Genomic DNA, 24,274 nt, shown 5'->3' with positions numbered 1-24,274 from the left:
AAAAATGACTAAAAGAAGTGTAATACAGACATTAAGAGAGCGTAACTGGTCTTGCAGGCGTATATCCAGAGAGCTTGGCATCCACCTGGATACGGTGCGTAAGTATGCAAAATCAGACAATGATAATTCAAAACAGGTCACTAACGCGCCTCCCGGGTCGGTGGCCCAAAGCTCAACCGGTCCGGTAAGCAATTGTGAGCCTTACCGTGAAATAATTAAGAACAAGCTGGATATGGGGCTCAGCCGCCGGCGTATATGGCAGGATCTTCGTGACGACCACGGCTCTGATGTCAGCTACCACAGCGTTCGCAGGTTTGTCAACCGCCTCAGTAAAAATTCGCCTGTTCCGTTCAGGCGTCTTGAATGCAGGCCCGGTGAAGAGGCTCAGATAGATTTTGGTACGGGTGCACCGGTAATAACGAAAGATGGCAGACGAAAAAGAACTCATGTAATACGGGTAGTGCTTAGCTTCTCCCGTAAATCCTACAGCGAGGCAGTTTTCAGGCAGACCGGCGATAACTTTATAAATTGCCTGGAAAACGCTTTTCACCACTTTGGCGGTGTTCCGCAAACACTGATAATAGATAATCTTAAAGCTGCTGTAAACAAAGCTGACTGGTATGATCCTGAGATACACCCAAAAATAGTGTCATTCTGCCGTCATTACGGTACCGCCATTTTACCCTGTAAGCCGTATACCCCAAGACACAAGGGTAAGGTTGAAAAAGCAGTAGCATATGTCAAAAATAACGCCCTCAAGGGCCGCAGCTTTAAGAGCCTCTCAGAGCAGAATCAGTTTCTTCTCAGCTGGGAGAGCCGTATTGCCGATACCCGTATTCACGGCACTACCCGCAAGCAGGTAGGCAAATTGTTCACAGAACAGGAAAAGCCTGCTTTATTGAGGCTTCCGGTTGGAAGGTTTCCTTCATTTACAGAAGCTCAGCGGTCCGTTCACAGGGACGGCCATATAGAGGTAGAGAGGACCTATTACTCGGTGCCTCCGGAATATACCGGCCGCAAGGTATGGGCAAGATGGGACGGCCATATGGTAAGAGTATTTAACCGCAGCATGGAGCAGATTGTTGTTCACGCTAAAGTTGAGCCGGGCAGATTCCAGACTCAGGACGGACATATTCATTCAGAGAAAAGAACAAAGATAGAAAACGGCGTTGTATGGATGCTTGAACGAGTCAGTCTGATAGGTGACAATGCCGAGAGATGGGCCCTGCAGATGCTTGAGGCCAGAGGAATACCTGGTATCCGCGTACTTCTGGGCTTGCTGAATATGACCAATACCTATAAAGGTAACAAAATCGATAATGCATGTAAAATAGCGTTAAGCCACAATGCTTTTCGATTGAAGACCATCAGGAGTATTATTAAACACGGCGGTGACAGGCAGCTCCAGATGGAATTTATAGATGAGCACCCTATTATCAGAGATATCTCCAGTTACGGAGAATTCGTAAGAGAGGTTCTGGGCTGAACAATAATCATAACTTATTCAGGAGCAGATTATTATGAACAATTCACTGCATAACACATTAAAATCACTAAGGTTGTCAGGTATGCTTGAGACACTTGAAGTTCGATTGCAGGAGGCAGCCGGCAACAGCCTCACTCATGCTGAGTTTTTAGAACTGATCCTGCAGGATGAGATGCTGGTCAGAAAGCATCGCCAGATCCAAAGGGGTATTAAGGCTGCCGGGTTTAGAGAACTCAAGACACTGGAGGAGTTTGACTGGCAGTTCAATACTTCGATTAAAAGAAGCCGGATATTTGATATGGCCACATGCCGCTTTATCAGTGAGGGCGTTGATGTTCTGCTGCTTGGCCCTCCGGGTGTGGGCAAGAGTCATTTGTGTCAGGCGATAGGCTATCAGGCAGTCAAGGCAGGCATGGCTGTGCGGTACCGCTCGATATTTGATGTTGCCAGGGATTTTCTGCACGAAGATGCCTTTGCCTGTCAGGATAAGGTAATGAACAGATATCTCAAGCCGGAGCTGCTGATAATCGATGACATGGGCATCAAGCATCTGCCAAAACGCTGCGGCGAGTATCTGCTGGAGATCATTATGCGGCGATATGAAAACAAATCCACGATGATGACCTCCAACAGGCCGCTGGAAGACTGGGGCAAGCTCATTGGTGATGTACCATCGGCAACCGCAATCCTGGACAGGTTTTTGCATCATGCTGAGATCATCAACATCACAGGCCGCAGCTACCGTCTCAAGGACCGTGCCGAGCATGGTGCCTGTGAGAAAAGAGCCGGCCATGAAGGCTGACTCAGTCTTAACCGGCCTGTCCCGCCCGGCTTGCGGCGGCCAGGTTCCGACGAGCTTTTTGGGTGGCCCATTCTCACCCGGCCGCCGGTCCGGGCGAAACAGGCCTGGCGTATCTGCCCAATAACGTCGAAAATAATCGTTTTATCCAAATCCAACTTGACAAATGAAACTAAAAATAGTAAATAACAACTGGTTTAACTGACCCATTTTGAACGCGCTCATAGTGACCTAATTTAAAGCGCCGATTGACACAAAAGCCAATTTTCAAGTTCCTCATTACCAATCTTTACTTGATGCGGTAAAAATGTTGTACCGACAATATCATGAGTTTTGTTGTCAATTCCCCAGACTACATAAGCCGAAGATTTGCCTTGCAATGCGGCTGAATTAGAAAGAGCAGAAAGATAGCTTCCAATATCCTCTTTTTTTGAATTATTGTGCTTAAACTCAACCCACTCACATTCTGTAGGGAGTTTCCTTAGTTCGTTAACCAAACTTCTAAGATATTCAGTATTGCGAGCTGTCATTGTATTATGCCCTTACTCTTCGTTAATCTTGCTAATAATCCTGCAATACCCTGCAAAATCATCAATTATTACCCTAATTATACACTTAAGTTAAGCAAAAACAAGAGCTTATCCAAAACTATATAAAATTTTCAATCAATTTCATCTTTAGAAAGATAATACCAAACTGCAAGAATCCCTACTCAGCACCAATTTTCACATTTTTTTCACATTAAACTATACACAAATTGGACATTAGAGAGGTGCAAATCGGCAAAAACTGCCCTGGCGGGGTCAAAAATGGGCATAAAAAATGCCCAGGACTGGAGTCGAACCAGCACGAGGTTTAACCCTCACTAGGCCCTCAACCTAGCGCGTCTGCCAATTCCGCCACCTGGGCATTTGAGCGAAGCATTTTACCCTAAACAGATTGATTATCAAGCGGATTATGAGCAGTTTTTTGATATTTTTCAAAAATTTTACCCGTGCCGCATTTAACAGGCTTCCGATACTGGCGGGAGGCATACTTCGTAAACGCCGCTTTCGAAGGTCAAAGTTGTCAACGGGGTAAGTAAAAAAACGCAGGCCGGTTTTATGCCGCACCTGCGTTTGCTGGTTGTATTACATTAAATGCGTGTTTACCGCTTTTATATAAGCGATTTATACGCCGTCTCGCCGCCCGCTAAGAGATGAACCAGCGGCTGGGGTCTGTCAACGCCCTCAATGAACGAGGGGCGAGCCGCCCATGGCGTGCAGTTAAGAACGCCGGTCATGTCCATCCAGTGCTGGAGACGTGCAATTGGCAGGCCCCAGGTCATGTGCAGGTGGTTAGCCGGCGCGTATTGCTTGTATTCCATCATACTTGCGTATTTCGGGATGAGGAACGTGTGCGGCCAGTTCCAGTTAGTCAGGTTGCACATCGCCTTCTCGAGCTTCGCCGGCAGACTGGTAGTAACCGCCTCGTCCCAAATCAGGCTGAATTTGTTGTTCAGGCTGCAATATGTCAGTCGGCCTGCAATACCTTCGATCCCCGCAGGTGAGACAAAAGTAACGGAATTCCCGCCTCCCGGGAAGTAAGCATCATCCGCAATAGGCATTGCAATCTTTTTCATAGCCGCTTCAGGCTTAGAACCGGGTTTGACCGCCCAGTTAAGCGAAGCCGAGCCGGAATTATTGCCGTCAACAACGCCTTTCTTGAGCCATGGGGCTGATTTTGGAAGAGCGATCTTGAGTTTTTTAGCAAGCGCCTTTATTTCCGCACCTTCCCAAACCTTGCGGAAGTCCATAAACAGCGGCGGATTGCCGCCGGAGAGCCATGTCATAAACAGCATTGTCAGCAGTCCCTGGCAGTCTGCTTCTGTGCCGAAGGGCTGGGCGGGTTTGGCCCCGTTATGATCAAAGGTGCTGTTGAAAAGCGATTCCATAAGATCCGCAACCGGAAGCGGCACGCCGCGGGAGTCACTTCCCCACTCAAGCTGGCTCATGAAACCGCCGCCCACAGCGTTGAGCTCTGCCATCAGATCACGGACTATAAGATACATCGCCAGTGACTGGTCAAACCGCTTGCTCTCGGTCTCTGTCTTGAGCTCCAGGCGTTTGCCAACACTTTTGTCGATCCACGCCCTCAGTGCAGCGAGTTCTTTTTTGTCATACGCATTCTTTGAGAGCATATCCGCCAGAAGTTTCATGTCCAGGCGGGTTATTTCCAAGCCGAAGGTGTTACGTGTCGGAAGTATATGCGCCAGAGCAGTTTCCATTCCCATAGAATCATGGCCGAAGATCATAACGCGACGGCCCTTGAGGGCAACACGTGTTACCGCGGCATAGCACCAGTCGATCAGGCTGTCAATTGTAGCCTTGGTGGGTTTTGGTTTCAAACCTGTATCCGGCCAGCTTCCGACATTGAGAGCTACCATCCTGCCGTACTGGCTGATGGCTCCGTGGAGTGCCTGGGCATAAACAACGCCGGGCTTGGGCCCGCTGTTGCCGCAGGTAATATTGAGCGGGGTATCCTGGGGGAACTGCTGGAGCAGAGATATTGTCGTAAGCTGGGGAAAAGCCCATGTATCCGGCAGGCAAATCAGTATATTTACGCCTGCATCGCGGAACTGCTGGGCAACAAGATCGGCGGTCGATTCGCTGTCCACCAGAACATCAGTATAAACGATGTCAACGGCATTACCGTCAGGAGTTACAATCTGGCCGGCAAGTTCGCCGGAGACTATTTCTACTATATTCTGTGCGCGTGTGAGGCTTTCCTGGTCAATACGGGGATCGCCGGTGGCGTAAACACCGATCACCGGCGCTTTGGGTGTGCCCTTATCGATCGAGGGCAGTTTGAGTGCTTTAACATTCTTAGCCATATCAGACTCCTGTTATAATAATAAAAACTTTAAAACATTAAATTTAACATACTTAACAGAATAAATCAGAACAGAAATTTTACAAGTGAAAAATCCGCCATTTCGTGCGTTTAAAGACCTTTCAAACGGCTATTATGCTCATAATCAAGGATTAACGAACCCAAAAGGACATTTTTATCTGCTTAGTCCCCGTTATCTCCGTGAATACGCTCCTGCAGCGATTTTGGGTATATTGCGTGGTTAAGTGCCGCTTCCAGGCTAATCTCGCCCATCTGATAAAGCTCGTAGAGTGAATCATCCATTGTGTGCATACCCATACGCCTGCCGGTCTGGATAACCGAGACAAGCTGATGAAATTCCTTTTCCCTGATATGCCGCTTCGAAGCCGGCTCGACTATTAGAAGCTCGGTAGCCAGAACACGGCCCTTTTTGTCAACCTTGGACACAAGCCGCTGAGCGATAACCGCCTTGAGCGAGTTTGCAAGCTGAGTGATAATCTGCGGCTGCTGGGTATCGGGGAAGATTGACGCGATACGCTCAACGGTCTGAAAGGCATTGGCCGTATGACAGGTGGCGATCACCAGATGCCCTGTCTCGGCTGCTGTAAGTGCCGTAGCGGTTGTATCAGGGTCACGCATCTCACCGATACAGATAACGTCCGGGTCCTGGCGAAGCACATGAACAAGAGCCGAGGCGAAGGATTTAACATCAGTATAAAGCTCCTGCTGGACGATAGCCGCTTTTTTGCGCGTGTGCACATATTCAACGGGGTCTTCGATTGTAATGATTTTGCAGCGGCGTTCGCTGTTTATCAGGTCAATCATATAGTTCATGGTAGTGGTCTTGCCGGAACCGGTCGGGCCGGTAATCAGTATCAGCCCGTTTGTCAGCCGCGTCAGGTCTTCAACAGTATCCGGAAGCCGCAGTTCATTACGCGTCGCCACTCTGTCCGTAACCGGCCGCAGCGCCATCTCCGGATTGTTTGCCTGGTAGTATATAGAGACCCGGAAACGGCCGAATTTATCATCAAACACACTGCAGCATATCTGCCAGTCCCTTTCAAAGACCGCTATCTGCTGCGGGTTAAGCAGGCTGTAAGACATGCGGCGGGTATCATCCCTTGACAGCGGCGGCACATCTGCAAGCACAATCTCGCCGTTAATCCTCAAAAGCGGCGACATACCGGCTATGATGTGTATATCCGATGCGTTGACCTTTCGGGCCAATGCAAGTATTTGTCTTACCTCTTTGGCTATCTGCACATTTATCTCCTGAATATCCTGCGTGAAATTCGTTTTAGAAAACTGCTGCCTGAAATTGCTTCCTCAAGTTTTTGGGCACGTTTCCAGTCCGGCCTTATCTCGAGCGCATGATGAATAGAATCGCGGGCCTGGTCAAAACCCAACTGCTTCTGACAACGCGCAAGCTCATACCAAATCAGGGCCGAATCGGAAACGAATTCGGCAGCGGTTCTGAAATATTTTATCGCCTCAGCACAGTACCCGCTGACAAAGAGACACCTGCCCGCTTCAAATATAATCAAAGGCCTGTTTTTATCGCTGACGCCGGCAAGGGCCTTATCAACACAGCTCAGACATAGCGTCCTCTTTTTTCTCAGCACCTCCGCCCTGACAAGCCAGACCAGCCAGGAAGGATCGGCTTTTGACACGGAAAGGTCGGAAAAAGCCGACGCCTCTGTACAATTGCCGTCCCGCAAATACGCAAGCGCCTTGAGAGCGTAGATGTTAGAATTATCGGGAAATGACTCCAGCGCCTTGTCTGCCCAGACTATCGCCTCGGGATACTCGCCAAGCTCGATGAGCATACGTATCTGACCAAGCCATGACTGTAGAAATGCGGGATTGGTATCCAGTGAACGTGAATACTCCCGTAGTGCGTTCTCAAAAGCACCCGCGAGGTAGCTGCGCCGTGCCTTTTCGTAGAAGAAGCCCGCGCCGCGGCTTGCTTCGCCGCCGCTATCTTTTTTGCTCAGGGATTCTCCGCTGAGCTCGTTGCTGTCAAATTCAAGATTATTAAATCGCGTCATTGAATACCCTGTATATCTATATCGTTTATTATAGCCGTTTTCTCAAAAGGTATCCAGACAACTCTTGCTTTGCCTAAGATATTTTCCCCACTGATGCAGCACATACGGTGTATATAATTCTGGACAAACCTTCGGCCAACGTAATTTAAATTGTAAGGAGCGTTTACGAAATAAACTCCGTCCTGAAGAGTAATTTCGATCTGCGTGTCAGTATGAATATAACCAGGAACGGGAAAAGCCTCAGCAGAAAGACTAACACCGTTTACTATGAAACCTTTTCTTGATATGCTGACTGTTTCGCCGGGCAGTGCGGTAACCTGACCAAGCCCGACAACAGAATTGCTGTAACGCTGCGGATGATACAGCCGGCAGCGGACTATTGAGCCGCGGCGGATATGTTCGTCAACGTCGAAAACACGCGTTACAATCAGAACATCTCCTGTTTCAATGTTCTGGCCGGGATAATTGTCAGCAGCTCTCATGGAACGGATACCCAGACCCCCGCGGAGAATCAGAACATATAAGCCCAGATACAAAAATGTAACGACTAAATTCAGTACAAGCCTCTCTCTGATGCCGCGAAACCTGTAAACAGCGGTCAGGCTTACAGCAATGTATGCGTGGATACCCGCTGCCGAAACCGCGAAGAACGTGCCGAGTGAGCCGCCGAAAAACACAAGTGCCAGTATTACGGCAGCAACCCAGGCACAAAGAAATAACCAGACCTGACGAAGGCGGCCGAAAATAAAATGACCTAAACCCGGGATTACAGACAGGAAAAACCAGCCCGTATCAGCTACTGACGGATCGAGCCACGCCGGCAGCCGGTTTTGTATTTCGATGGAGCCGCCGGGAACCTTTTTGCGAAGATATCGGCGAAACGCACGGACGGGCCTCTTCCAGCGGGGCATTCGCGGCGGATTGACATCTATTCTTTCCTGATCGCCGGACAGAATCGCCCCGCAGCGAAAACACTTGCTGTAGCCTGGCATATTCTCAAATCCGCACCCGGGGCACTTCATAAACGCCTGCTACTCCTCTCTGAGTTCCTGCTCAAGCTTGATGCGATTTGTCTCATCGGGCTCGTAGTACTCGCTGGTGAGCTTCTGGTCCTTGACGTTTCCGATGACGTTGCTCAGCCATTTGGCATAATCCATGCAGGCCTTGCCTTTGGCGCCCTTGATGTGCACCCTTACCTCTCCGGTTTTGGAGATTGTGATTTCTATATCGTGCTGCGGCATCAGTCAACCCACCTCCTTACATGCAGTTTTATGCTTCCATCCTGCTCAACCTGCTCATCAAGCATCTGAAAATTCTTGTTTTTAAGCTCGGTAACAGTCCGGTGATAAGCGTAGCACTGGGTAAACTTTTGCGTAAACTCCTCTGCCGCGTGTTTGAGCTCGGCCTTGGAAAAGCCTTTGCCTTCGGCACATACCGAGCAGCGGCCGCGATTATCCCGTTTGATGATAATTTTCATTCCGTCTTTCTCCAGCAGCATCTCGCTGCCTGCTGAGAGGTTCTGGGCAAACTGGGCCTGCTCAAGCTCAATTTCGACTGAATTGTTTTCATCGGCCATCTGTTCTTTTGACTCCTGTATCTCCTGGGCGACAGACATGCCCAGGCTTGAGGCGGCAGCAGCGGCCGCGGCGGCTATTACAGGCCAGCTGCCGACTATCACCGGTGCCAGAATTACTACTGTGCTCATGTTTTGCTCCTGTTATTTATATATTGTTATATTTCAATCTGCCGCTGCTGCTTCTGCTCAGTAAATAGCCTGCCCGCGGCCGGACGAGCCCTGCCCTGGGCCCATTCGCGAAGCGTGTTCATATCTTCGCTCATTGTTTTAGAAAGTGGCACAGTACGGCTGACCGCGTTTAGTATATCATCTGTGGATAAATTACGATTCTCGTAGAAAACATCGAACATTGCGCTGACTACAGCCTCTTCGATTTCCGCGCCGCTGTAACCGACTGTTGCCGCGGCAAGCCGTTTTATGTCAAAAATATCGGGATCGAATTTGCGTTTTTTCAGATGAACTCTGAATATATCCTCACGCTCTTCGGTCAGCGGCAGATCCACGAAGAAAATCTCATCAAACCTTCCCTTTCTCAGCAGCTCCGGTGGCAGGGACGTTATATCGTTGGCAGTCGAGACAACAAAAACCGGCGAGGTCTTCTCGGACATCCATGTCAGAAATGTGCCGAAGACTCTGGCGCTTGTTCCGCCGTCGGTACTGCCGCCGCTGGAGCGTGAACCGCGAAACGCTTTGTCGATCTCATCGAGCCAGAGTATTGCCGGCGCAACCGACTCGGCAACCCGTATCGCCCGCCGCACATTTTCCTCCGACGAGCCTACCAGAGAACCGAATACCCGTCCAACATCAAAACGCAGCAGCGGCAGTTTCCAGACACTGCTTATCGCTTTTGCCATCAGACTTTTCCCGCAGCCCTGAACTCCCAGAAGAAGAACCCCCTTGGGTGCGGGCAGGCCGAACGTCCTGGCCCTGTCGGTAAAGGCCTCGCTTCGCCTGTCCAGCCAGGTTTTGAGCTCATCAAGCCCGCCGACAGTATTCATGTTTTCGCAGGAATCATAATATTCGAGCATTCCGTTCTTGCGGATAATCTGTTTTTTCTCGCTGTTGATAACCTCCACACTTTCTGCGTTGAGAGCCCGGTTCTGCACGAGAGTTTTGGCAAGCACGTTTTCCGCCTCTGCCAGAGTCAGCCCCAGAAGTGAATGGACAATCTGTTCGCGGACATCGCCTGAAATATTAACTTTGAGTTTGGGGTTATCTTTTACCTGCTCAATCACCCTGTCCAGCAGTTTTGCAAGATCCGCCGCACACGGCAAACTGTAATCTATAACCGTCAGGTCTTTTTCAAGGTCCCCGGGAAGCTGAAACGTCGGGCTGATTATGATAATTGTCTTGAACGTGTTTTTCAGTGAGATGGCGATCTCACGCATCCGCCGCACTACCGACATGTTCTGGCCTTTGAGGAATGGGTGGAAATCCTTGAACACATACAGCGCCGGCTCAACATGCTCAACAACCGTATCAAGAGCAACAAGCGGATCCTGCGAGGCCGAATCCTTCTGTTTCTGCGACTGAATCGAGGTTCCGCCCGGGACCAGCCCCATGGTAATCGACCACTCGTACACTTTTTTATTCAGGCGATCGGCGATATCCCAGACCTCCTTAAGGACGCGCTGCTCCTCCCAGCTGACTACATAGATCAGTGGATATCTGGCACGAATGAGCACCTCTAATTCGCTTTGCGGCGGTGATTTCTGATTTGAAGTCTGTTTTTCCATTTGCATTTGTTCCTGTCAGTTCCGCGATGTTGAATTCTTGAACTCGTCCCGGAGTTTTTCTGCCACATCGAGCATACCCTGGTCGGGGGCTATGAATACGATTCTGCCGTCGGCGAGTATCCGCAGCTCAAGGTCTCCGGGCATTCTTTTTATCGGCATATCAGCCGGTTTGTGATTTGTATTTTTTTTGTTCACTTTTACATCAGAGTATAATTCAATTCGAGTTTTTGAGAATATTCCGTTATACATTCCTTTTCGTCCTGGGAGAGATAACCGCCCGGGCAGTTTATACTTCCACTCGGCGGTATGTAACTGTACCACAAGCTCAGTTTCACCTTCGCCAGCCGCCGCCGAACCCAGTCAAGTATCGGCCTTGTGCAGCAGTCAAAATGCCCCGGCAGAACCACATGGCGGATTATAACATCAGCCGTCTCGGCGGCGCGAAGGATGTTTGATTCGGCATAATCGCAGTAATCGCCCGCATCAAGTATGTTTTCGCAGCATTCGGGAGCATAGCACTTGAAATCCGCCAGATAGATATCTACAAACCCCTCGAGCAGCGGCCAAATGACGGGCAGATAATACATGTTTGAGTTCCAGACGATTTTGGGCATGGTTTTGATTTTCCCCAGAAGCTCAATTATGCCGGCAATACTCACCGCCGGTTCACCGCCAAGCAGGTTGAGGTTTAATGCCCCCTGCCGCCGGCGGATATCTATGCTTTTTATAATCTCCCGCTCACTCAACATCCCCGCCGAGATGGGTTCTACGTTCCACTCGCCCACACTGCAATAACAGCACCTCATGTTACAACCGGCGGCATAGAGCTGGTGCGAAGGAGAGAGAATCTTCTCCTCAAACGGATTGAGAAGTTCACGGTAAAAATATGCCCTGCCATCCAGCCCGCAATAACCCGTTTGGCCCGAAAGCCGGTCAACGCCGCACCTTCGCGGGCATATCCGACAATTTTCTAAAAGTTTTTCTGCCGCGTTATTCTGCATTTTCAGTCCAAATCTATAAAATCGCCGCTTCGATGGCCTGTTTCCGGTTTGACGGCACTGCCTGAACCGGCACTGCGGATTTTCCAGCATAATTTTATATAGACGTACGCTACAGCCGCCCCGGCGATCCATACGAGGTTGGCAGGCTGTCGAATCGACATAATGAGTGCGGCGATTATAGCTATCCATATCAGCGTTCTGATACGCATCCTGCACATAAAAAAATTGATTACCCTGCCCCGCATCAGCAGGCCCATAGCACCAATAAAGCCGAAAATACATGGAGACGGCCCAATCGCTGCCGAATCCCAGAAGAATAAGAGGAAAATCACGCCGCAAACGACCGAAACAGCAAGCCAGAGCATGATAAAGTTGAATCTGTCCCACTGCCGTTCTATCATAGAACCTAAAAACAGAACCGCAAGCCCGTTAAATACCATTGACAGTGGATCAGAATTGACGAAAACATACGTGAAAAGCGTCCAGATTTTGCCCGAAGCTATATTGCCGCCCGACAAACCCAAAAAGCCTGTAACTAATTCAGCGTTTATAAGGCAAAGCACAAAAAGCACCAGCATTGCACCCAATATCCAAGTAATAACAGGTGTGAACAGTCTTCCGGCAGAAGGCATTTGAAAATGCATCTGCTGATTCTGATACTCCGGCATAATATGTCCTCTCCTCTTTATTGAGCTAAACAAAACTCAACAAAGAACTTAACAAACAAGCACACGTCCGGTCAAGCAGTTCAACCGGGGCTAAAAATTGTCATTATATGAAAAAGGGCCTTTTACAGACATCTCTTATACTCTTTTAATATATTTTATGTTCGGATACAAGTCAATCAGCAACTGACATTTATCTGTTTTCGACAAGTCTGTGCAGCCAGGAATCAGGGTCGGCTATGTCGGCTAAGGTCGCGGAGAGATCCTGGTAGCGGTAGGGCAGCGAGTAGAGATTGCACATATTCTTGAATTTCTTGAGGGAAAACTCGCTTAGCTGCGACTGAACCTCCTCGTCGGCCCTGCACAGAAATATCCGGCAGCCGGCAAAACGGTATTCATGGATCGAGCACTCGCCGAAAACCAGATACGGGCAGACACCGTTTACCATCTGCTTTCGCTGGCCGGCTTTTATTTTGCTCAGGAAGTATATCATCTCCGGCGTGGTAACAAAGAGCCTGTGGCCGTATTTGTCAAAATCGCAGCAGCTGCCGCAGCAGTCGCACACCTCCAGGGGCGTAATCCTGTCCCGCAGCACCATGTCTATCCACTGGTACACCCTTTCAACATCGCGTTCTATGCGTTTTATGTCCATGCTCTCTCCGCCGTTATCTCTTCGCGGCTACCACCATTTCTGCTGGGTTCGACGTTTTTCTATTTCCTCATAAGTATATAGCCTGCCTCTGTTTATGCCGGGACACCTCTGTGCGGCGATATTCCAGGCATCCGGGCTGATCAGGTTTATATCCCAGAAGGGCCATGTGCGGCACTGATTCGGCCGGCAGTCGTATATCCGGCAGCCCCGAATTTTGCCGATGTCGGCGAGAAATACGCAGTCGTTCGTCGCCGGATCCTCTACAATACTGCGGTTTTTGCCTGTTATGCGTTTTGTATATGTTGATTTAAATTCCTGGACGCTCATGCTCAGCTTCTCAGCGATCATCTTCGACTCTTCCTCAACGAGCCAGATGTAGCCCTCTTCCGGGCCGGAGCAGCAGTTGCCGCAGGCGAGACACTCAAAATGCAGGCCCGCCGCGTACCAGGGAGTTTCGTTGTCGTTTTTAAAAAACATTTTCTGCCTTATTTCAAATAGTAAAAATCTAATATACAGTAAATAAAAACATATGGCAATACAAAAAACAACGCCTCCAGATGCTCAATAATACCAGGCAATACATTCGTAATCCCACGCAGGCCGCCCCTTCCAGCCGGTAAGAGTACACGCTTCAGCGTGCAGTAAGATTTCACCCGTCATAGTGTCAACCCCATCTGCCAGGGCTTTCAATATTCTAATAGTATCTGAAGTCTCCATAATTAAGCTCCTTATATTTTCTCATATTCTAAATATTATCTACACCCAGCTTTTTCCGCCATTTAATCAAATCTTTTAGTTCTTCTTTGTTCATATACTTCTTGTCCATTTCCCAGAACTCCCCTCTTTTTTCAGGCATATTGAACCAGTAAGAATTCTTGACTAACATTTCAAGTAATTCGTCTATATCTCGCTTAACCGGCTTACCACCGCATGTAGAATCAAGATAAAAAGTAGTAACATACTCCGTTCCAAAACAGCACGCCTGAAAAAGCCGCTCGGCAGCTTCGAATAATTTACGAACGTCTGAAACTCTCATACCTTCAACTCGATCTTTATCATTTACAATAGCCCTGTGGGCAATAATCTTGTTTCGCATATTAGCGGCCTTTTTTCGAAGGATTCTTATTTCACTGTCAAATTTAGCCTTCTTTACATGTTCCCTGAAGTCACTTCTCATATCATCTTTGATCCACAGATCGACTTTGTTCTTCATTCTTTGAAGTGTAAGTTTAGAACCGCCTTGATCGCTAATCAACCCATGAAGAAGTACAATTACCGAATAGATAAAATTCCAGTGAACCATACTCCAAAAAATATTATTCTGTGGCGAAGAAATATGTTTTAATGGATAATTACTAATAGTCTCTAATATAGTGATACTGGTATTTATCTGAATCAGTCGCCCCCATATGTCTTTATGAAGCCTCTCGTACTCTTCAAAAAAATCAGGTTTGATAACATCCTCAGCTGTCTTGTCATAAATATTCATAAATAAATCCATGAAAACAGTAATCTACTATTTAGTCAAATAAAGTTCGTGGCATCTTCTCAATGGATTTGATTTCACTGAAAAAGATACGAGGTCTTTGATATTTAAAGTTCCCTTCTGCATCCTCTCTCTCAACCCTACCCCAAACTTTTACTTTTTCCGAAAAAATATGTCCGCTGTCTGGTGAAACTATTTGAGACTTAAATTGCTCAAGGTTACCTGATTCTGGTTTCATTGTCAGAGTATGTCCTCCGTAGAAAAAACCAACACTCTTTTCCTTTTCATTAGTTCTTGTTATTTTCCCAACAAGTTCAACATTATCGCCGTGTTTAAGTTCGGGCAATACAATATCCATATCATCTTCTTCCAGCTCTGGTAAATATATACCCTTTTCTTTATTTTGTATTCTGACTTGTTCCCCATCAGATGTTTCAATGACCATCTCCCGATTTTCTTCAATGATACCAACACTATTTTCGAGAAGATTACGCGGGCATTCTTCAGCAAATCTTAAAAACTCGACTGGCACTAATAACGGCTTTCCTTCTCCGTTAATGATTTCAACATGTACACCACTAAGAGTATTGGAACCTATCTCACATCCTTCAACATCAAGCGTTCCGATATGTTTTGTGATTTTTATTAAATACTGAACTGCTTTGCCGCACCACTTAATCAATTCTCCAATATTTCTTACAGTTCCTGTTTCCTGAAATCCAACTTGAGACGCTTTTAGAAAAAAACCAGAAATGTAAGCAGTAAACGCAATTTGGCAGGCCCCTGAAAAACTTATTTCCCAACTGCCTTTCCTAATTCTAACTGGTAGTTCAAAATTTACGTTTTTCAAATCAGGTTCTTTCTCGCTAATTGCATACCTGAACATACGGTCAAAACCTATTAAAGCTTCTGCAGAAGTTCTTGCATCCATAATTCCATTCTTAGTTCTTTCTCCTACATATTTCACAGATATTAGACTTTCAGAGTTATCCATGTCCTATTTCCTTTTAGAGTTGTAAAAAATTTTCAAACATTAAATCCTGTTAATCCTGTCCAATTTACATTCGTAATTCGTAATTCGTAATTTCTAATTAACCAACGGTTCAACGTATTCGCTGTACAGGGCGAAGAGGAATTCGAGGCGTTCGGTTTCGCCGGCGAAGGGCTTACTGCGGTAGCATTTATCAACCGCACGGTCGAGCTTCTGATGCGCCTTGACCAGCACCGGCGGCATGGTCAGCGGGTCGTACAGGTCGGCAAGCGAGCTGTCCGGAAACTGTGCCCGGTCGTCAAGCACCCCCTGCGCCGCCGCCTCAACCGCCGCGGCCTGCTCTGCTGATACGTCCTTTGGCCACGGGTAGTTGTTGTAAACGATGTCCTTGGAATACCGGAAACGGCTTTCTAATCGCCCACAGGTATATTTCACCCAAGCCATGTGCATCTCGGAGGTCAATACGCCAAAATGATATAATGTAGCGTCGGGGATTGACTGGCAGGTATCGGATACAATAGTATCTTTACCAAAAAAGCCTATAGGAATATACTTGCGTCTTTCAGATGAAACTCTGGGTACTAAAATAAAAGATTCTGGATTCTTTGTATCACGAAATTGCGTTGGTCTTTCAGCTAATTTACGAGCACCAGAATCAACACTGTTTAGTCTCATGATTTTTACTTTTTCGATTCTCTCCATTAGATGAGGCATTGATCTGATTTCTTTCGGGTCTGCATCAACTAACCAAAGGCACCAACGGGGAATATCCTTTAAATAATTACCACCCGACAATAAAGGCTTTATGAATTTTGCAGCTTCTGGCTGTTTTTCTAAGAACTCTTGTTTTTCTCCATCTGACAAAATTAAATTTCCACCATCAACAGGTTTATTACCATACACCATTTTGGGAACATCGGAGAGAGGTTTTGCCCTCCTCATAATTATAATATCGTCTCCGTCTATTAGTAGAGGATTGATATTTCTAGCTTCAATTTCGTGCGGCTCACCTTTAATATTTTCATATTCGAAAAGTCGTTTATTCTCTGTATCAAATGCTCCAAATCCGATAATAACAACATGAACAGCGGCTTTGCCCCTTGCCTCGCTTGTCCAGCGGAATGTACGATGTGCGAAATGAATCTTGATATTGTAATTATTGAATAACTCGTTCCAGAGTATTCCAACCTGTTCGCCCATAGTGATTGAATTTGTAGAAACAAAGGCTACTTTTTTTCTTGTTCCCTGAATATACTCTGCCGCTTTTATATACCATGCTGAGACATAATCCAGACTTTTAAAATTTTTAACGCCTTCAAAAATCAGAGCCATATCTTCATTCTGGGTTTTGTTCTGAAGGTGTTTCCCTATAAACGGCGGATTTCCGAGGATATAGTCAATTTTATCTTTCGGTGCGAACTCCGCCCAATCCGTCTGCAGCGCGTTTTCGTTTAGTATGTGCGCGGACTGTATCAGCGGCAGCGACGCCCTTTGAACGTTGACGGCGATGGATAGCTCGAGGTTCATCTGGTGGTTCATCAACCACATGGCCGTCTCGGCGATGCGTGCGGGGAATTCCTCTATCTCTATGCCGTAGAAGTTCTCTACGTTTACCATCGAGACCCACTCGCCCATCTGCATCTGTCCGGCGTGTATCTCTGTGAGTATCTCAATCTCGAGCCGGCGCAGCTCCCTGTATGTAATCACGAGGAAGTTGCCGCAGCCGCACGCCGGATCAAAGAATCCCAGCTCTGATATCTTCCGCTGAAACTCCATGAGGCGTTTTTCTTTTTCCCGTTTGAGGCCGCGGAGGTGCTCAAACTCCGCCCGCAGCTCGTCGAGAAACAGCGGGCCGATGAGCTTTAGGATATTGGCTCCGTAAACAATAAAGGCTGTTCTCAGGCGTTTGATATCCAGATTCTGATTGCATAAAATATAGTGTGCATCAAAAAGGTCACGTGCCTGATGTCGTGCGAAAAGAGCAGCCAGTTTACCGGCAGCCAGTTCATGAATGTCAACTACAGGAATGTTCTGAGCCTGATAGCTGCCCAGGAGGTTGGAATTGAGGGTTTGGATTTCCCACAAGGGTTGCCTGAACATGTAGTTTAAGTCAACTTCAAGGTTTGAAGATATGCCCGAAAAACCTCGAAAAGTCAGTTTCCACTTTCCGCCTGCATGTTCTGCTGGTATGCTCCTTACAGTGAAATCTTCACGGGAAAATACCGCCTGCAAAGCCTGTTCAATTTTAGGACGTTCAGATAGCATTTGCTCCCTGTCAAGGCGGCCGACATAGTTCAAATCGATATCGACAGAGAGTCTTGGTATATCAAACATAAAAAGGTTTAGTGCTGTTCCGCCTTTGAGTGCCAGTTTATTCTTCAGGAAAGGATGTGAGTTGATTCTGTTGAGCAGATTCAGAAGTTGGATAACCTTCTCAACAATACCGGCTTCAAAACCTGTCGAGGCGGAGATAGAAGTTATTTCCTGTCTGGATAATTTCATATTATATCAGTCCATGTCCTGTGGAGTATTTCTTTCGGGACAATCAAGTTCCATTCTTTTACCAAAATGCCATTTTCTCTTTTTTGCCGAGAGAGGTAGTGTGGTTGTTTGGGAAGCATCGGTTTAAGGATTTCAAGTTGTTCTTTCTCAATAAGAAGCTCCCTGCTGTGCTGTTCAAGAAAGAACCCGAGTTTTGCTATTGTCGTGGCATTGTCAAGAAGCAGGGCATAGTCTATGACTTGTTTCAGGTCAAAATATTCAATAGATTCGAGCGAACGCCATATCTCCTCCCAACTTCCCGAGCAGTCCGGGCGGTTCAATACATCAACCAGCGTCCGTTCCAGAGAAGTGACTCGAATTGATATACCGTCTCTGTTTTCCCCAATTACGCCGAAGTTTTCTTTTCCATGTTGCTGTAAAGGTTTTGGGAACTTAACCGGCTGGAACTGCCAGCCATGAAAGGTCAGCAAACGTGTTGGGGATGCTGTCTGATATGTAAGCCGTCTATGCAGGGAATATGCACGGCCATGGAATTCCAGTGCTGTATGATAAGCCAGCACGGCATCATCGGCCATGCGGGAAGCAATAAGAAACGGGTCCGGTGTGAATGTAGAAGGCTCTGCTCCTATGGGGACTGAGGCATACAAACCTCTTTTAATTCTGATAATGCTGCCTTTTTTCTGATAGTAACCAAGCCATGAATCAGCAGAGCGTCTGCCAACTGTCCCCCGTTGTGCAAGAAGTTGCTTGACCTGCTCTGTAGAAAAGACCGGATTATTTATGAGAAACTCATTCAATTTAGTGCCTTTTGAATATAATTAACAAAACACACTATAATTTTATGCGTTACAAACTGTAATGTCAAGTCAAAGTAGAATTAATTTGAAAATAAACATCAAAACACATTGATTATTTGTGTGTTTTTCAGGAAATCATCAAGTAGTTTATGTTTAGTTGGGATGAGTATTAACTAATAGTTTAAAATCTTTTGATTTTGTAAGAAAAAGTGTTGTATCTTCTTACAGAATATAAGAGGTCATGTTTATGCAAAGTATTGAAAATAAGATGATTAGCAAGATAGAGGGTAAAGACAGGGGTTGGGCTTTTTCTCCAAATGCTTTTACGGAGATTGGAATCCGCTCATCTATCGAAATTGTCTTACATCGCCTGGAGGAGAAAGTAGCTAAAGAACGATTTATTAGATGAGATGGGAGGAAAAGTTTATTTTAATTCTTGTCATCCATATCCCCCAAATTAACAGATTTGCCCGTAGCTCAATTCCTGTCCACTTTTCATCTACTTTAATGTGAAAAAAATGTGAAAATTGGTGCTGAGTTGAGATTCTTGGGGAAATAGTAATATATTTATTTTTCTCATCTCGAACTTGACATTATTTGTTAATTTAGTAAAATATGTAAAGTTTAATTGTCATTATTGCAATTTCAATGTTCATAAAAGGTGATAAATGAATCCTCAAGAAATAGTACCTGTTAATATCAAGAGAATCAGAATCAGCCGCGGAATGAATCAGTCTCAGACCGCAGCCGCTGCGAAGATTTCACGTCAGGCCTATGCTGATATTGAAAAAGGCAAAACCAGAGAACCCAAGGTCAGCAATTTACAGTCTATTGCGGATGCGTTTGATGTTCCTTTGATATCGCTGTTTGAAGAGCCGCCAAAACTTGAAACCGTTCGTTTCAGAAGTAATTCTATAAAGACCCAGAAAGATAAAGCCAACAAGGAACTCTGCCTCATTGAGACCGCATACTGGCTGAAAAACTTTAATTTTCTTCAGTCTGCTGTATCTGACATTAAGCCGTATCAGTTAAAGAATCTTCAGCCCAAAATTGAAAAATTTGATGTTGACCGTCCCAAAAGGGCCGCTGAGTTGGTAAGAAAAACTCTGGGCTTGAAAGAAGATGAGCCGATAGGAGACATATTAGGATTAGTTGAAAGTGCCGGAATAAAGGTAAAAACCCAGAACTTTGATATCAAGAATTTCTTTGGTTTTTCCATAGCTGAAGCAGACGGTGGACCGGCAATAGTGGTCAACAGTGCCCCTTCAATTACTATCGAGAGGCAGATATTTACGGTAACTCACGAACTGGGGCATCTCATTTTACATCCGGGAGACTACAGTAAAGACTGTATTGGAGAAGGTAAAAAAGAAGAGATTGAGGCAGATAGGTTTGCCGGGTATTTTTTGATGCCTCAGCGGGCATTTGAGAAAAAATTACATGAATCCTATGGTTTAGGGTTTGTTGAAAGAGTTTTACATCTCAAACGCTTCTTTGGAGTGAGCTATTCATCTGTAATACATAGAATGTCGGATATGGGGTTAGGAGAATACGGGAAACTTCTTCCGAAGTTTATATATCTTTATAATAAGGGCAATAAAGAAAAAATCAATTCCCGTAAAGAACCTGTTCCTTTGGTAAAGTTGGATTTTGTAGAAGATTATTATCCTTCTCTGGTAAGGAGAGCGTTGGATAAATCACAGATAACTGTCAGCAGGGCTGCCGAAATGTTGAATGTCTCGCTTGAAAATATGAGAGCAACCATTAATTCCTGGGCAGATATTCCTTCATGAGGACCAGGAAACTAAAAGCGGGCATCATCTCTGATGCGAATGTGTTGATTGATTATGTCAATTCAGCTCCAAAAGTTTTGAAACTGATATGCAGACATTTTGGAAATATTTATGTGGCATTACCTGTATTGCGTGAAGTAGGACAGCTATCTGAAGAGGATGTAAAAAAGTTGGGAATAGTAATTATTGAGCCGTCTTTTATGCAGGTAATTGAAGCGGTATCTGTCAGAGAGCATAAACCGTCCCTGTCGGGTCAGGATGCCATATGTTACGTTCTTGCAAGGGATAATGACTGGACATGTTTGACTAACGATACAGCTCTAAGGACGCATTGTGCCAATAATAAAGTTGAATGTATCTGGGGGCTGGAAATAATGCTTTATCTGGTCTCAAACGGCATAATAAAGGCAGAAACAGCTTATAATACAGCTCTGAGCATCCAGAAGGATAACGCATTTATCAGAGATAAAACTGTAGAAAAGTTCAAAGAGAAATTAGGTTTATGATTTTTTGCCATTTGAGCAAATTAGTTCAATAAAAGGATAAACGCAATGAAAAAGAAGATTAGCCGAAAGAAAACTGCAAAGGGATTGGTTTCGGAGCTTGCCAGCAGTGGGGAAATATCTCCACCGGTATCTAAGCCAAAACTGGAAAGTTTTAATCATAAAGGTGTAGTTGTTACTCCATACAACGGCAAATTCGATGGAAAGGGTCATAAAATCACTGGTTTGAAATCAAAATTTCCAGGACTTGACAATATAGGCTTATTTGCTCGGCTTGGGCCAAACGCAGTTGTAAAAAATCTTTGTATTGAAGGGGCAGAGGTAGAAGGTAGAAGCAAAGTGGGAGTAATAGCAGGGCAAATTGATGAAGGAGCTCAGATTATTAACTGTAAAGTTAATGGTTCCCTTATTACGGCTGAAGATGTTGCTGGAGCAATTACAGGAGATAGTAGAGGTGAGGTTGCTGGGAATTATGTCATTGGCGGAAATATTAAATCGAACGGTAAAGCTGGAGGTGTGTCAGGTATGACTCACGGTAAATCAAAAATTAGAAACAACCAAGTTATAAATACTGAAATTGTTGGTATTGGAGCAGGCAGTAATGTTGAAGGAATTGCCGGTGAAGTAAGAGATGAAAGCCTTGTAGAGAATAATCAGGTAATCAATTGTAAAATTAAAAAGGGTGTAACGAGTGAAGTAATTGAACCTGATGATTATGAAGATATACTGAAGGCTATTCGCAATAGTGGTTTGTCCCTGGAGCAGTCTCCAAATGATTGCAAGGAATTAGGTGAAGAAGCATTAAGGAATCTTATCCGCACAAATTTAAATACAAAATATGAAGGATTAGCAACTGCTGAGACTTTTCGAAAAAAAGGGAAAACTGATATCTTGATACTAAAAGATGATAAAGCTTCTTTTATTGCGGAATGTAAGATATGGACAGGTGACAAAGTTGTTCATGAAGCAATTGACCAACTATTTGGCTACCTTATCTGGAGAGATTGCAAGGCATCAGTGATATTATTTAATAAGCACAATGCCAGTTTCATGAAGATAAAAGATAAAATCAAGGGGCTTTTAGAAAGCTATACAGGTTATATCAAAACTTTGGATTCAGAACATGGTGGAGAGTGGCGTTGTAAATACCATTCCCCTGAAGATATAAATCACGAAGTCATTATTCATGTGTTTTTATTTAATCTATATTGCAAGAAATAAGGGTATTTCTCCACTCACCCCTTGAATAGTGATTTATTCCGCGTTATCCTTGTATAAAGACACGACTTAAGAAGTAATACAAGGAGAAGCAATATGGCATCTATGGCATTTCATAAGGATTGCGGGAAAAGGAGGGTTTTCTGGCATGTGACCCTTCCAAATGGAGAAGTGGATAAGGGGAGTATGTCCTTTAACCCCAATTTCTCACTTAGGGGTGTAAAACAGGGTTTATGGTAGCGCCCGCGGCGTTGGTGTGTCGCCAAAGGGGGTCTTAATCTTTGACCTGGCTGCTGTATATTTTGGGTGGCTTCTGCAGCGGCAGATCCATGTTCAGGTGGTGCAGTATCAGACGCTGATCTGCCTCGGGCTCGGTGTATCTCTCCATCAAGAGGTACCGACCGTCAAGTGTTTCAAATGTCACATCAAGCATCTGGATACGGCTCATCGTTTCCAGGGCAGCCTGTGCGGTTAGGCCACAGGCACTCACCCGCAGCTTATGCCGCAATGTCACCTGCAGGCAATAACTTATAAACGCCACAAAGATATGGGCATCAACACGCTCTTCTTTATGGTGATATACAGGGCGAATGCCAAGATCACTCTTGAGTTCTCTGAAAGACTGCTCAACGTTGCACTGCAGCATATACTCATTCCAGAGTGCCTTACCATCCTTGCCCTTCTGATTGGTCCGCAAAAAGTACTTGCCGTCACGATAGATCATATCACGGTATTTCTGCCGGTTTATGTGATACCTGAATTCGCCGGCTTCAATCCGCTCCTTTTGCCCCGGAATATCGAGCTCCACACATCTATAAGCGTTACCGGCCTGCGATTGCAAAGCCCCAAGGCGTTTATAAAAACGTTCATAATTGCGATATCCCTTGAGTTTTTCAAGTCCGTCAAGATATTTACGCAGTTTTCTTTTACGCATGGCCCTCTCCTTTTGCATACGATCCCTGCTCCTGGCAAGGACATAGCATTCGCCCTCTTTTTCGATGTATTTCACATGAACACTGCTGTTTACCTGCTCCCAGTCCTTTTCAGAAAGTTCACTGCTATAATCATCGAGCTGTCTGCGGGGTGTGCCAACAAGATAGCTTATATTGTTCTTACGCATGAACTTGAGCGTAGCTTCCGTTGGTATGCCCCTGTCCATCAGCCAGACCCTGTTGGCCTTGCCGTACATTGTTTCTATCTTGTTGAGCAGGGGTCTTAATGTCGTCTTTTCAGATGTATTTCCCTGAAGTACTTCGTAGTCAAGAGGAAAGCCCTCCGGCGTAACAACAAGGGCTATCAGCACCTGTCTGCAATCACTGCGTCTGTCTTTGCTGTGGCCGAATTCTGACTTGGGATTCTGCTTGCATAGCCCCTCGAAATACGTGCTGGTGATATCATAGAGCAGGATGTCGTACTCAAGGTTGAACATTCCTTGCCAGGTGTCTTTAAGGTATTTGCAAAGTTCGTCTTTGTATGGAAGGATACGGTCAAGACAACGGTAGAGCCTGTTTTTCTCGGCAATCTCAAAATCACAATCAAGGATGGCGTCCATAGCACTCTGGCTGAACCAGTGCTGATGGACAAAGTATTCGGCAGAAGGTTTTATCAGCCTGCTCACCGTAAGCAACTTGAGGACTTTTGAGAATGCGACCGGCGATCTGTCTGTATCAATCCGCTCTGACCAGAAGCGGTCAAAACCAAGCTGATCCCACATTTCAGAAGCCAGCCAGCAATCGCCAAACCTACGCGGTCGTTCCAGTCTCATCTTTGAGATGTTAACCGGTATCGTATCAACATCGTGACAGCTCTGGTTGTCCTGATCAAAAGCAAAAAGGGTTTTGTGTACAGGTTTGTTATCTTCGTTGATTATCTCAATTGATCTCTGCCAGGCCTTCTTTTGAGAGCCGCTGATCTCACCAAGGTAAAGAACCACCTTCTCCACATGCCGATAACCGGAGACCTTCCGCTTCTCAGCAATACTGTAATAGGTGTTGCATTTACCGTTCTTTTTACGCCTGTGCTTTTTCAAATACATACCCAAATTATCGCATAGAAATTCACCTATGCAATAGGGCAGGTCTGTACCAAAGCCAAATCCAGAATCAAAACACCCCTCAAAGGCCAGAAACATCGAAAATATTTTTATTTTT

General features: G+C 45.8%; 26 protein-coding genes and 1 tRNA gene. 7 read left to right on the top strand and 20 right to left on the bottom strand.

The features are described 5' to 3' along the window. Window positions 1–4: 4 nt before the first annotated feature. Window positions 5–1,486 carry an IS21 family transposase gene (gene istA, locus SMSP2_RS10305; protein WP_186804653.1) on the top strand — a complete coding sequence of 494 codons (1,482 nt, stop codon included), beginning with the start codon at window positions 5–7 and terminating at the stop codon, window positions 1,484–1,486. A gap of 34 nt (window positions 1,487–1,520) precedes the next feature. Next, window positions 1,521–2,288 (top strand): IS21-like element helper ATPase IstB, encoded by a 768-nt coding sequence (gene istB / locus SMSP2_RS10300; RefSeq protein ID WP_146683605.1) that lies wholly within the window; start codon window positions 1,521–1,523, stop codon window positions 2,286–2,288. A 233-nt stretch (window positions 2,289–2,521) separates the two neighbouring features. On the opposite strand, the gene SMSP2_RS10295 is transcribed toward istB, so the two are convergent. The 19 genes from SMSP2_RS10295 to SMSP2_RS10210 form a co-directional block, all read right to left on the bottom strand. Next, a complete protein-coding gene (locus tag SMSP2_RS10295; protein WP_146683867.1) occupies window positions 2,522–2,815 on the bottom strand; it encodes an ATP-binding protein in 294 nt (97 codons plus the stop codon). Window positions 2,816–3,108: 293 nt separating this feature from the next. Continuing rightward, a tRNA-Leu gene (locus tag SMSP2_RS10290) sits at window positions 3,109–3,194 on the bottom strand. 247 nt (window positions 3,195–3,441) lie between these two features. After that, window positions 3,442–5,157, bottom strand: a complete 1,716-nt coding sequence (locus SMSP2_RS10285; protein ID WP_146683866.1) for a hypothetical protein — start codon at window positions 5,155–5,157, stop codon at window positions 3,442–3,444. A gap of 182 nt (window positions 5,158–5,339) precedes the next feature. Beyond that, window positions 5,340–6,419, bottom strand: coding sequence for a type IV pilus twitching motility protein PilT (locus tag SMSP2_RS10280; RefSeq protein WP_222566325.1), 1,080 nt, complete (start codon window positions 6,417–6,419; stop codon window positions 5,340–5,342). A 2-nt stretch (window positions 6,420–6,421) separates the two neighbouring features. Then, window positions 6,422–7,204, bottom strand: a complete 783-nt coding sequence (locus tag SMSP2_RS10275; RefSeq protein ID WP_146683865.1) for a tetratricopeptide repeat protein — start codon at window positions 7,202–7,204, stop codon at window positions 6,422–6,424. Further along, on the bottom strand, window positions 7,201–8,226 hold the full coding sequence (locus SMSP2_RS10270) for a hypothetical protein (protein WP_146683864.1): 1,026 nt from the start codon (window positions 8,224–8,226) through the stop codon (window positions 7,201–7,203). The genes SMSP2_RS10275 and SMSP2_RS10270 overlap by 4 nt, the downstream gene beginning before the upstream one ends. A 9-nt stretch (window positions 8,227–8,235) precedes the next feature. Beyond that, on the bottom strand, window positions 8,236–8,445 hold the full coding sequence (locus tag SMSP2_RS10265; protein ID WP_146683863.1) for a DUF2997 domain-containing protein: 210 nt from the start codon (window positions 8,443–8,445) through the stop codon (window positions 8,236–8,238). Further along, on the bottom strand, window positions 8,445–8,909 hold the full coding sequence (locus tag SMSP2_RS10260; protein WP_146683862.1) for a DUF1257 domain-containing protein: 465 nt from the start codon (window positions 8,907–8,909) through the stop codon (window positions 8,445–8,447). Before SMSP2_RS10260 ends, SMSP2_RS10265 begins: the two co-directional genes overlap by 1 nt. Window positions 8,910–8,935: 26 nt before the next feature. Beyond that, window positions 8,936–10,516, bottom strand: a complete 1,581-nt coding sequence (locus SMSP2_RS10255; protein ID WP_186804679.1) for an AAA family ATPase — start codon at window positions 10,514–10,516, stop codon at window positions 8,936–8,938. Window positions 10,517–10,531: 15 nt separating this feature from the next. Beyond that, complete coding sequence (locus SMSP2_RS10250) at window positions 10,532–10,711, bottom strand: hypothetical protein (protein WP_146683860.1); 180 nt, start codon at window positions 10,709–10,711, stop codon at window positions 10,532–10,534. A 2-nt stretch (window positions 10,712–10,713) separates the two neighbouring features. After that, window positions 10,714–11,517, bottom strand: a complete 804-nt coding sequence (locus SMSP2_RS10245; protein WP_186804678.1) for a radical SAM protein — start codon at window positions 11,515–11,517, stop codon at window positions 10,714–10,716. 2 nt (window positions 11,518–11,519) lie between these two features. After that, window positions 11,520–12,185 carry a rhomboid family intramembrane serine protease gene (locus tag SMSP2_RS10240; RefSeq protein WP_146683858.1) on the bottom strand — a complete coding sequence of 222 codons (666 nt, stop codon included), beginning with the start codon at window positions 12,183–12,185 and terminating at the stop codon, window positions 11,520–11,522. Between the two features lie 190 nt (window positions 12,186–12,375). Continuing rightward, entirely contained in the window at window positions 12,376–12,834 is a 459-nt protein-coding gene (locus SMSP2_RS10235) for a hypothetical protein (protein WP_146683857.1), read from the bottom strand. A 27-nt stretch (window positions 12,835–12,861) separates the two neighbouring features. Next, window positions 12,862–13,311, bottom strand: coding sequence for a YkgJ family cysteine cluster protein (locus SMSP2_RS10230; RefSeq protein WP_146683856.1), 450 nt, complete (start codon window positions 13,309–13,311; stop codon window positions 12,862–12,864). Between the two features lie 84 nt (window positions 13,312–13,395). Continuing rightward, window positions 13,396–13,551, bottom strand: a complete 156-nt coding sequence (locus SMSP2_RS14890) for a hypothetical protein (RefSeq protein ID WP_186804677.1) — start codon at window positions 13,549–13,551, stop codon at window positions 13,396–13,398. Between the two features lie 28 nt (window positions 13,552–13,579). Then, the gene (locus SMSP2_RS10225; RefSeq protein WP_146683855.1) at window positions 13,580–14,323 is read right to left on the bottom strand and encodes an AbiU2 domain-containing protein; all 744 of its coding nucleotides are present in this window, start codon (window positions 14,321–14,323) and stop codon (window positions 13,580–13,582) included. A 31-nt stretch (window positions 14,324–14,354) separates the two neighbouring features. Beyond that, the gene (locus tag SMSP2_RS10220; RefSeq protein WP_146683854.1) at window positions 14,355–15,314 is read right to left on the bottom strand and encodes a hypothetical protein; all 960 of its coding nucleotides are present in this window, start codon (window positions 15,312–15,314) and stop codon (window positions 14,355–14,357) included. 93 nt (window positions 15,315–15,407) lie between these two features. Continuing rightward, the gene (locus SMSP2_RS10215) at window positions 15,408–17,813 is read right to left on the bottom strand and encodes a nucleotidyl transferase AbiEii/AbiGii toxin family protein (RefSeq protein WP_146683853.1); all 2,406 of its coding nucleotides are present in this window, start codon (window positions 17,811–17,813) and stop codon (window positions 15,408–15,410) included. Beyond that, window positions 17,810–18,610, bottom strand: a complete 801-nt coding sequence (locus SMSP2_RS10210) for a type IV toxin-antitoxin system AbiEi family antitoxin domain-containing protein (RefSeq protein WP_146683852.1) — start codon at window positions 18,608–18,610, stop codon at window positions 17,810–17,812. Before SMSP2_RS10210 ends, SMSP2_RS10215 begins: the two co-directional genes overlap by 4 nt. A 247-nt stretch (window positions 18,611–18,857) precedes the next feature. On the opposite strand from SMSP2_RS10210, the gene SMSP2_RS14885 reads away from it, so the two are divergent. The 5 genes from SMSP2_RS14885 (at window position 18,858) to SMSP2_RS14880 (ending at window position 22,364) form a co-directional block, all read left to right on the top strand. After that, a complete protein-coding gene (locus SMSP2_RS14885) occupies window positions 18,858–19,019 on the top strand; it encodes a hypothetical protein (RefSeq protein ID WP_186804676.1) in 162 nt (53 codons plus the stop codon). Window positions 19,020–19,278: 259 nt separating this feature from the next. Next, complete coding sequence (locus SMSP2_RS10205; protein ID WP_146683851.1) at window positions 19,279–20,403, top strand: helix-turn-helix domain-containing protein; 1,125 nt, start codon at window positions 19,279–19,281, stop codon at window positions 20,401–20,403. After that, window positions 20,400–20,909, top strand: a complete 510-nt coding sequence (locus SMSP2_RS10200; protein WP_146683850.1) for a PIN domain-containing protein — start codon at window positions 20,400–20,402, stop codon at window positions 20,907–20,909. Before SMSP2_RS10205 ends, SMSP2_RS10200 begins: the two co-directional genes overlap by 4 nt. Window positions 20,910–20,954: 45 nt before the next feature. Further along, window positions 20,955–22,127, top strand: a complete 1,173-nt coding sequence (locus SMSP2_RS10195) for a hypothetical protein (protein WP_146683849.1) — start codon at window positions 20,955–20,957, stop codon at window positions 22,125–22,127. A gap of 93 nt (window positions 22,128–22,220) precedes the next feature. Then, window positions 22,221–22,364: a hypothetical protein gene (locus SMSP2_RS14880; protein ID WP_186804675.1), complete on the top strand. Its 144-nt coding sequence runs from the start codon at window positions 22,221–22,223 to the stop codon at window positions 22,362–22,364. 34 nt (window positions 22,365–22,398) lie between these two features. Here the strand turns inward: SMSP2_RS14880 and SMSP2_RS10190 are convergent, their stop codons facing one another. Beyond that, entirely contained in the window at window positions 22,399–24,255 is a 1,857-nt protein-coding gene (locus tag SMSP2_RS10190; protein WP_146682782.1) for an IS1634 family transposase, read from the bottom strand. Between the last annotated feature and the right edge of the window lie 19 nt (window positions 24,256–24,274).

This window comes from Limihaloglobus sulfuriphilus, assembly GCF_001999965.1.
GTDB classification, from domain to species: domain Bacteria; phylum Planctomycetota; class Phycisphaerae; order Sedimentisphaerales; family Sedimentisphaeraceae; genus Limihaloglobus; species Limihaloglobus sulfuriphilus.
The sequence above is the reverse complement of the archived record's forward strand: the minus strand, read 5'-3'. Positions and strand labels throughout refer to the sequence as shown.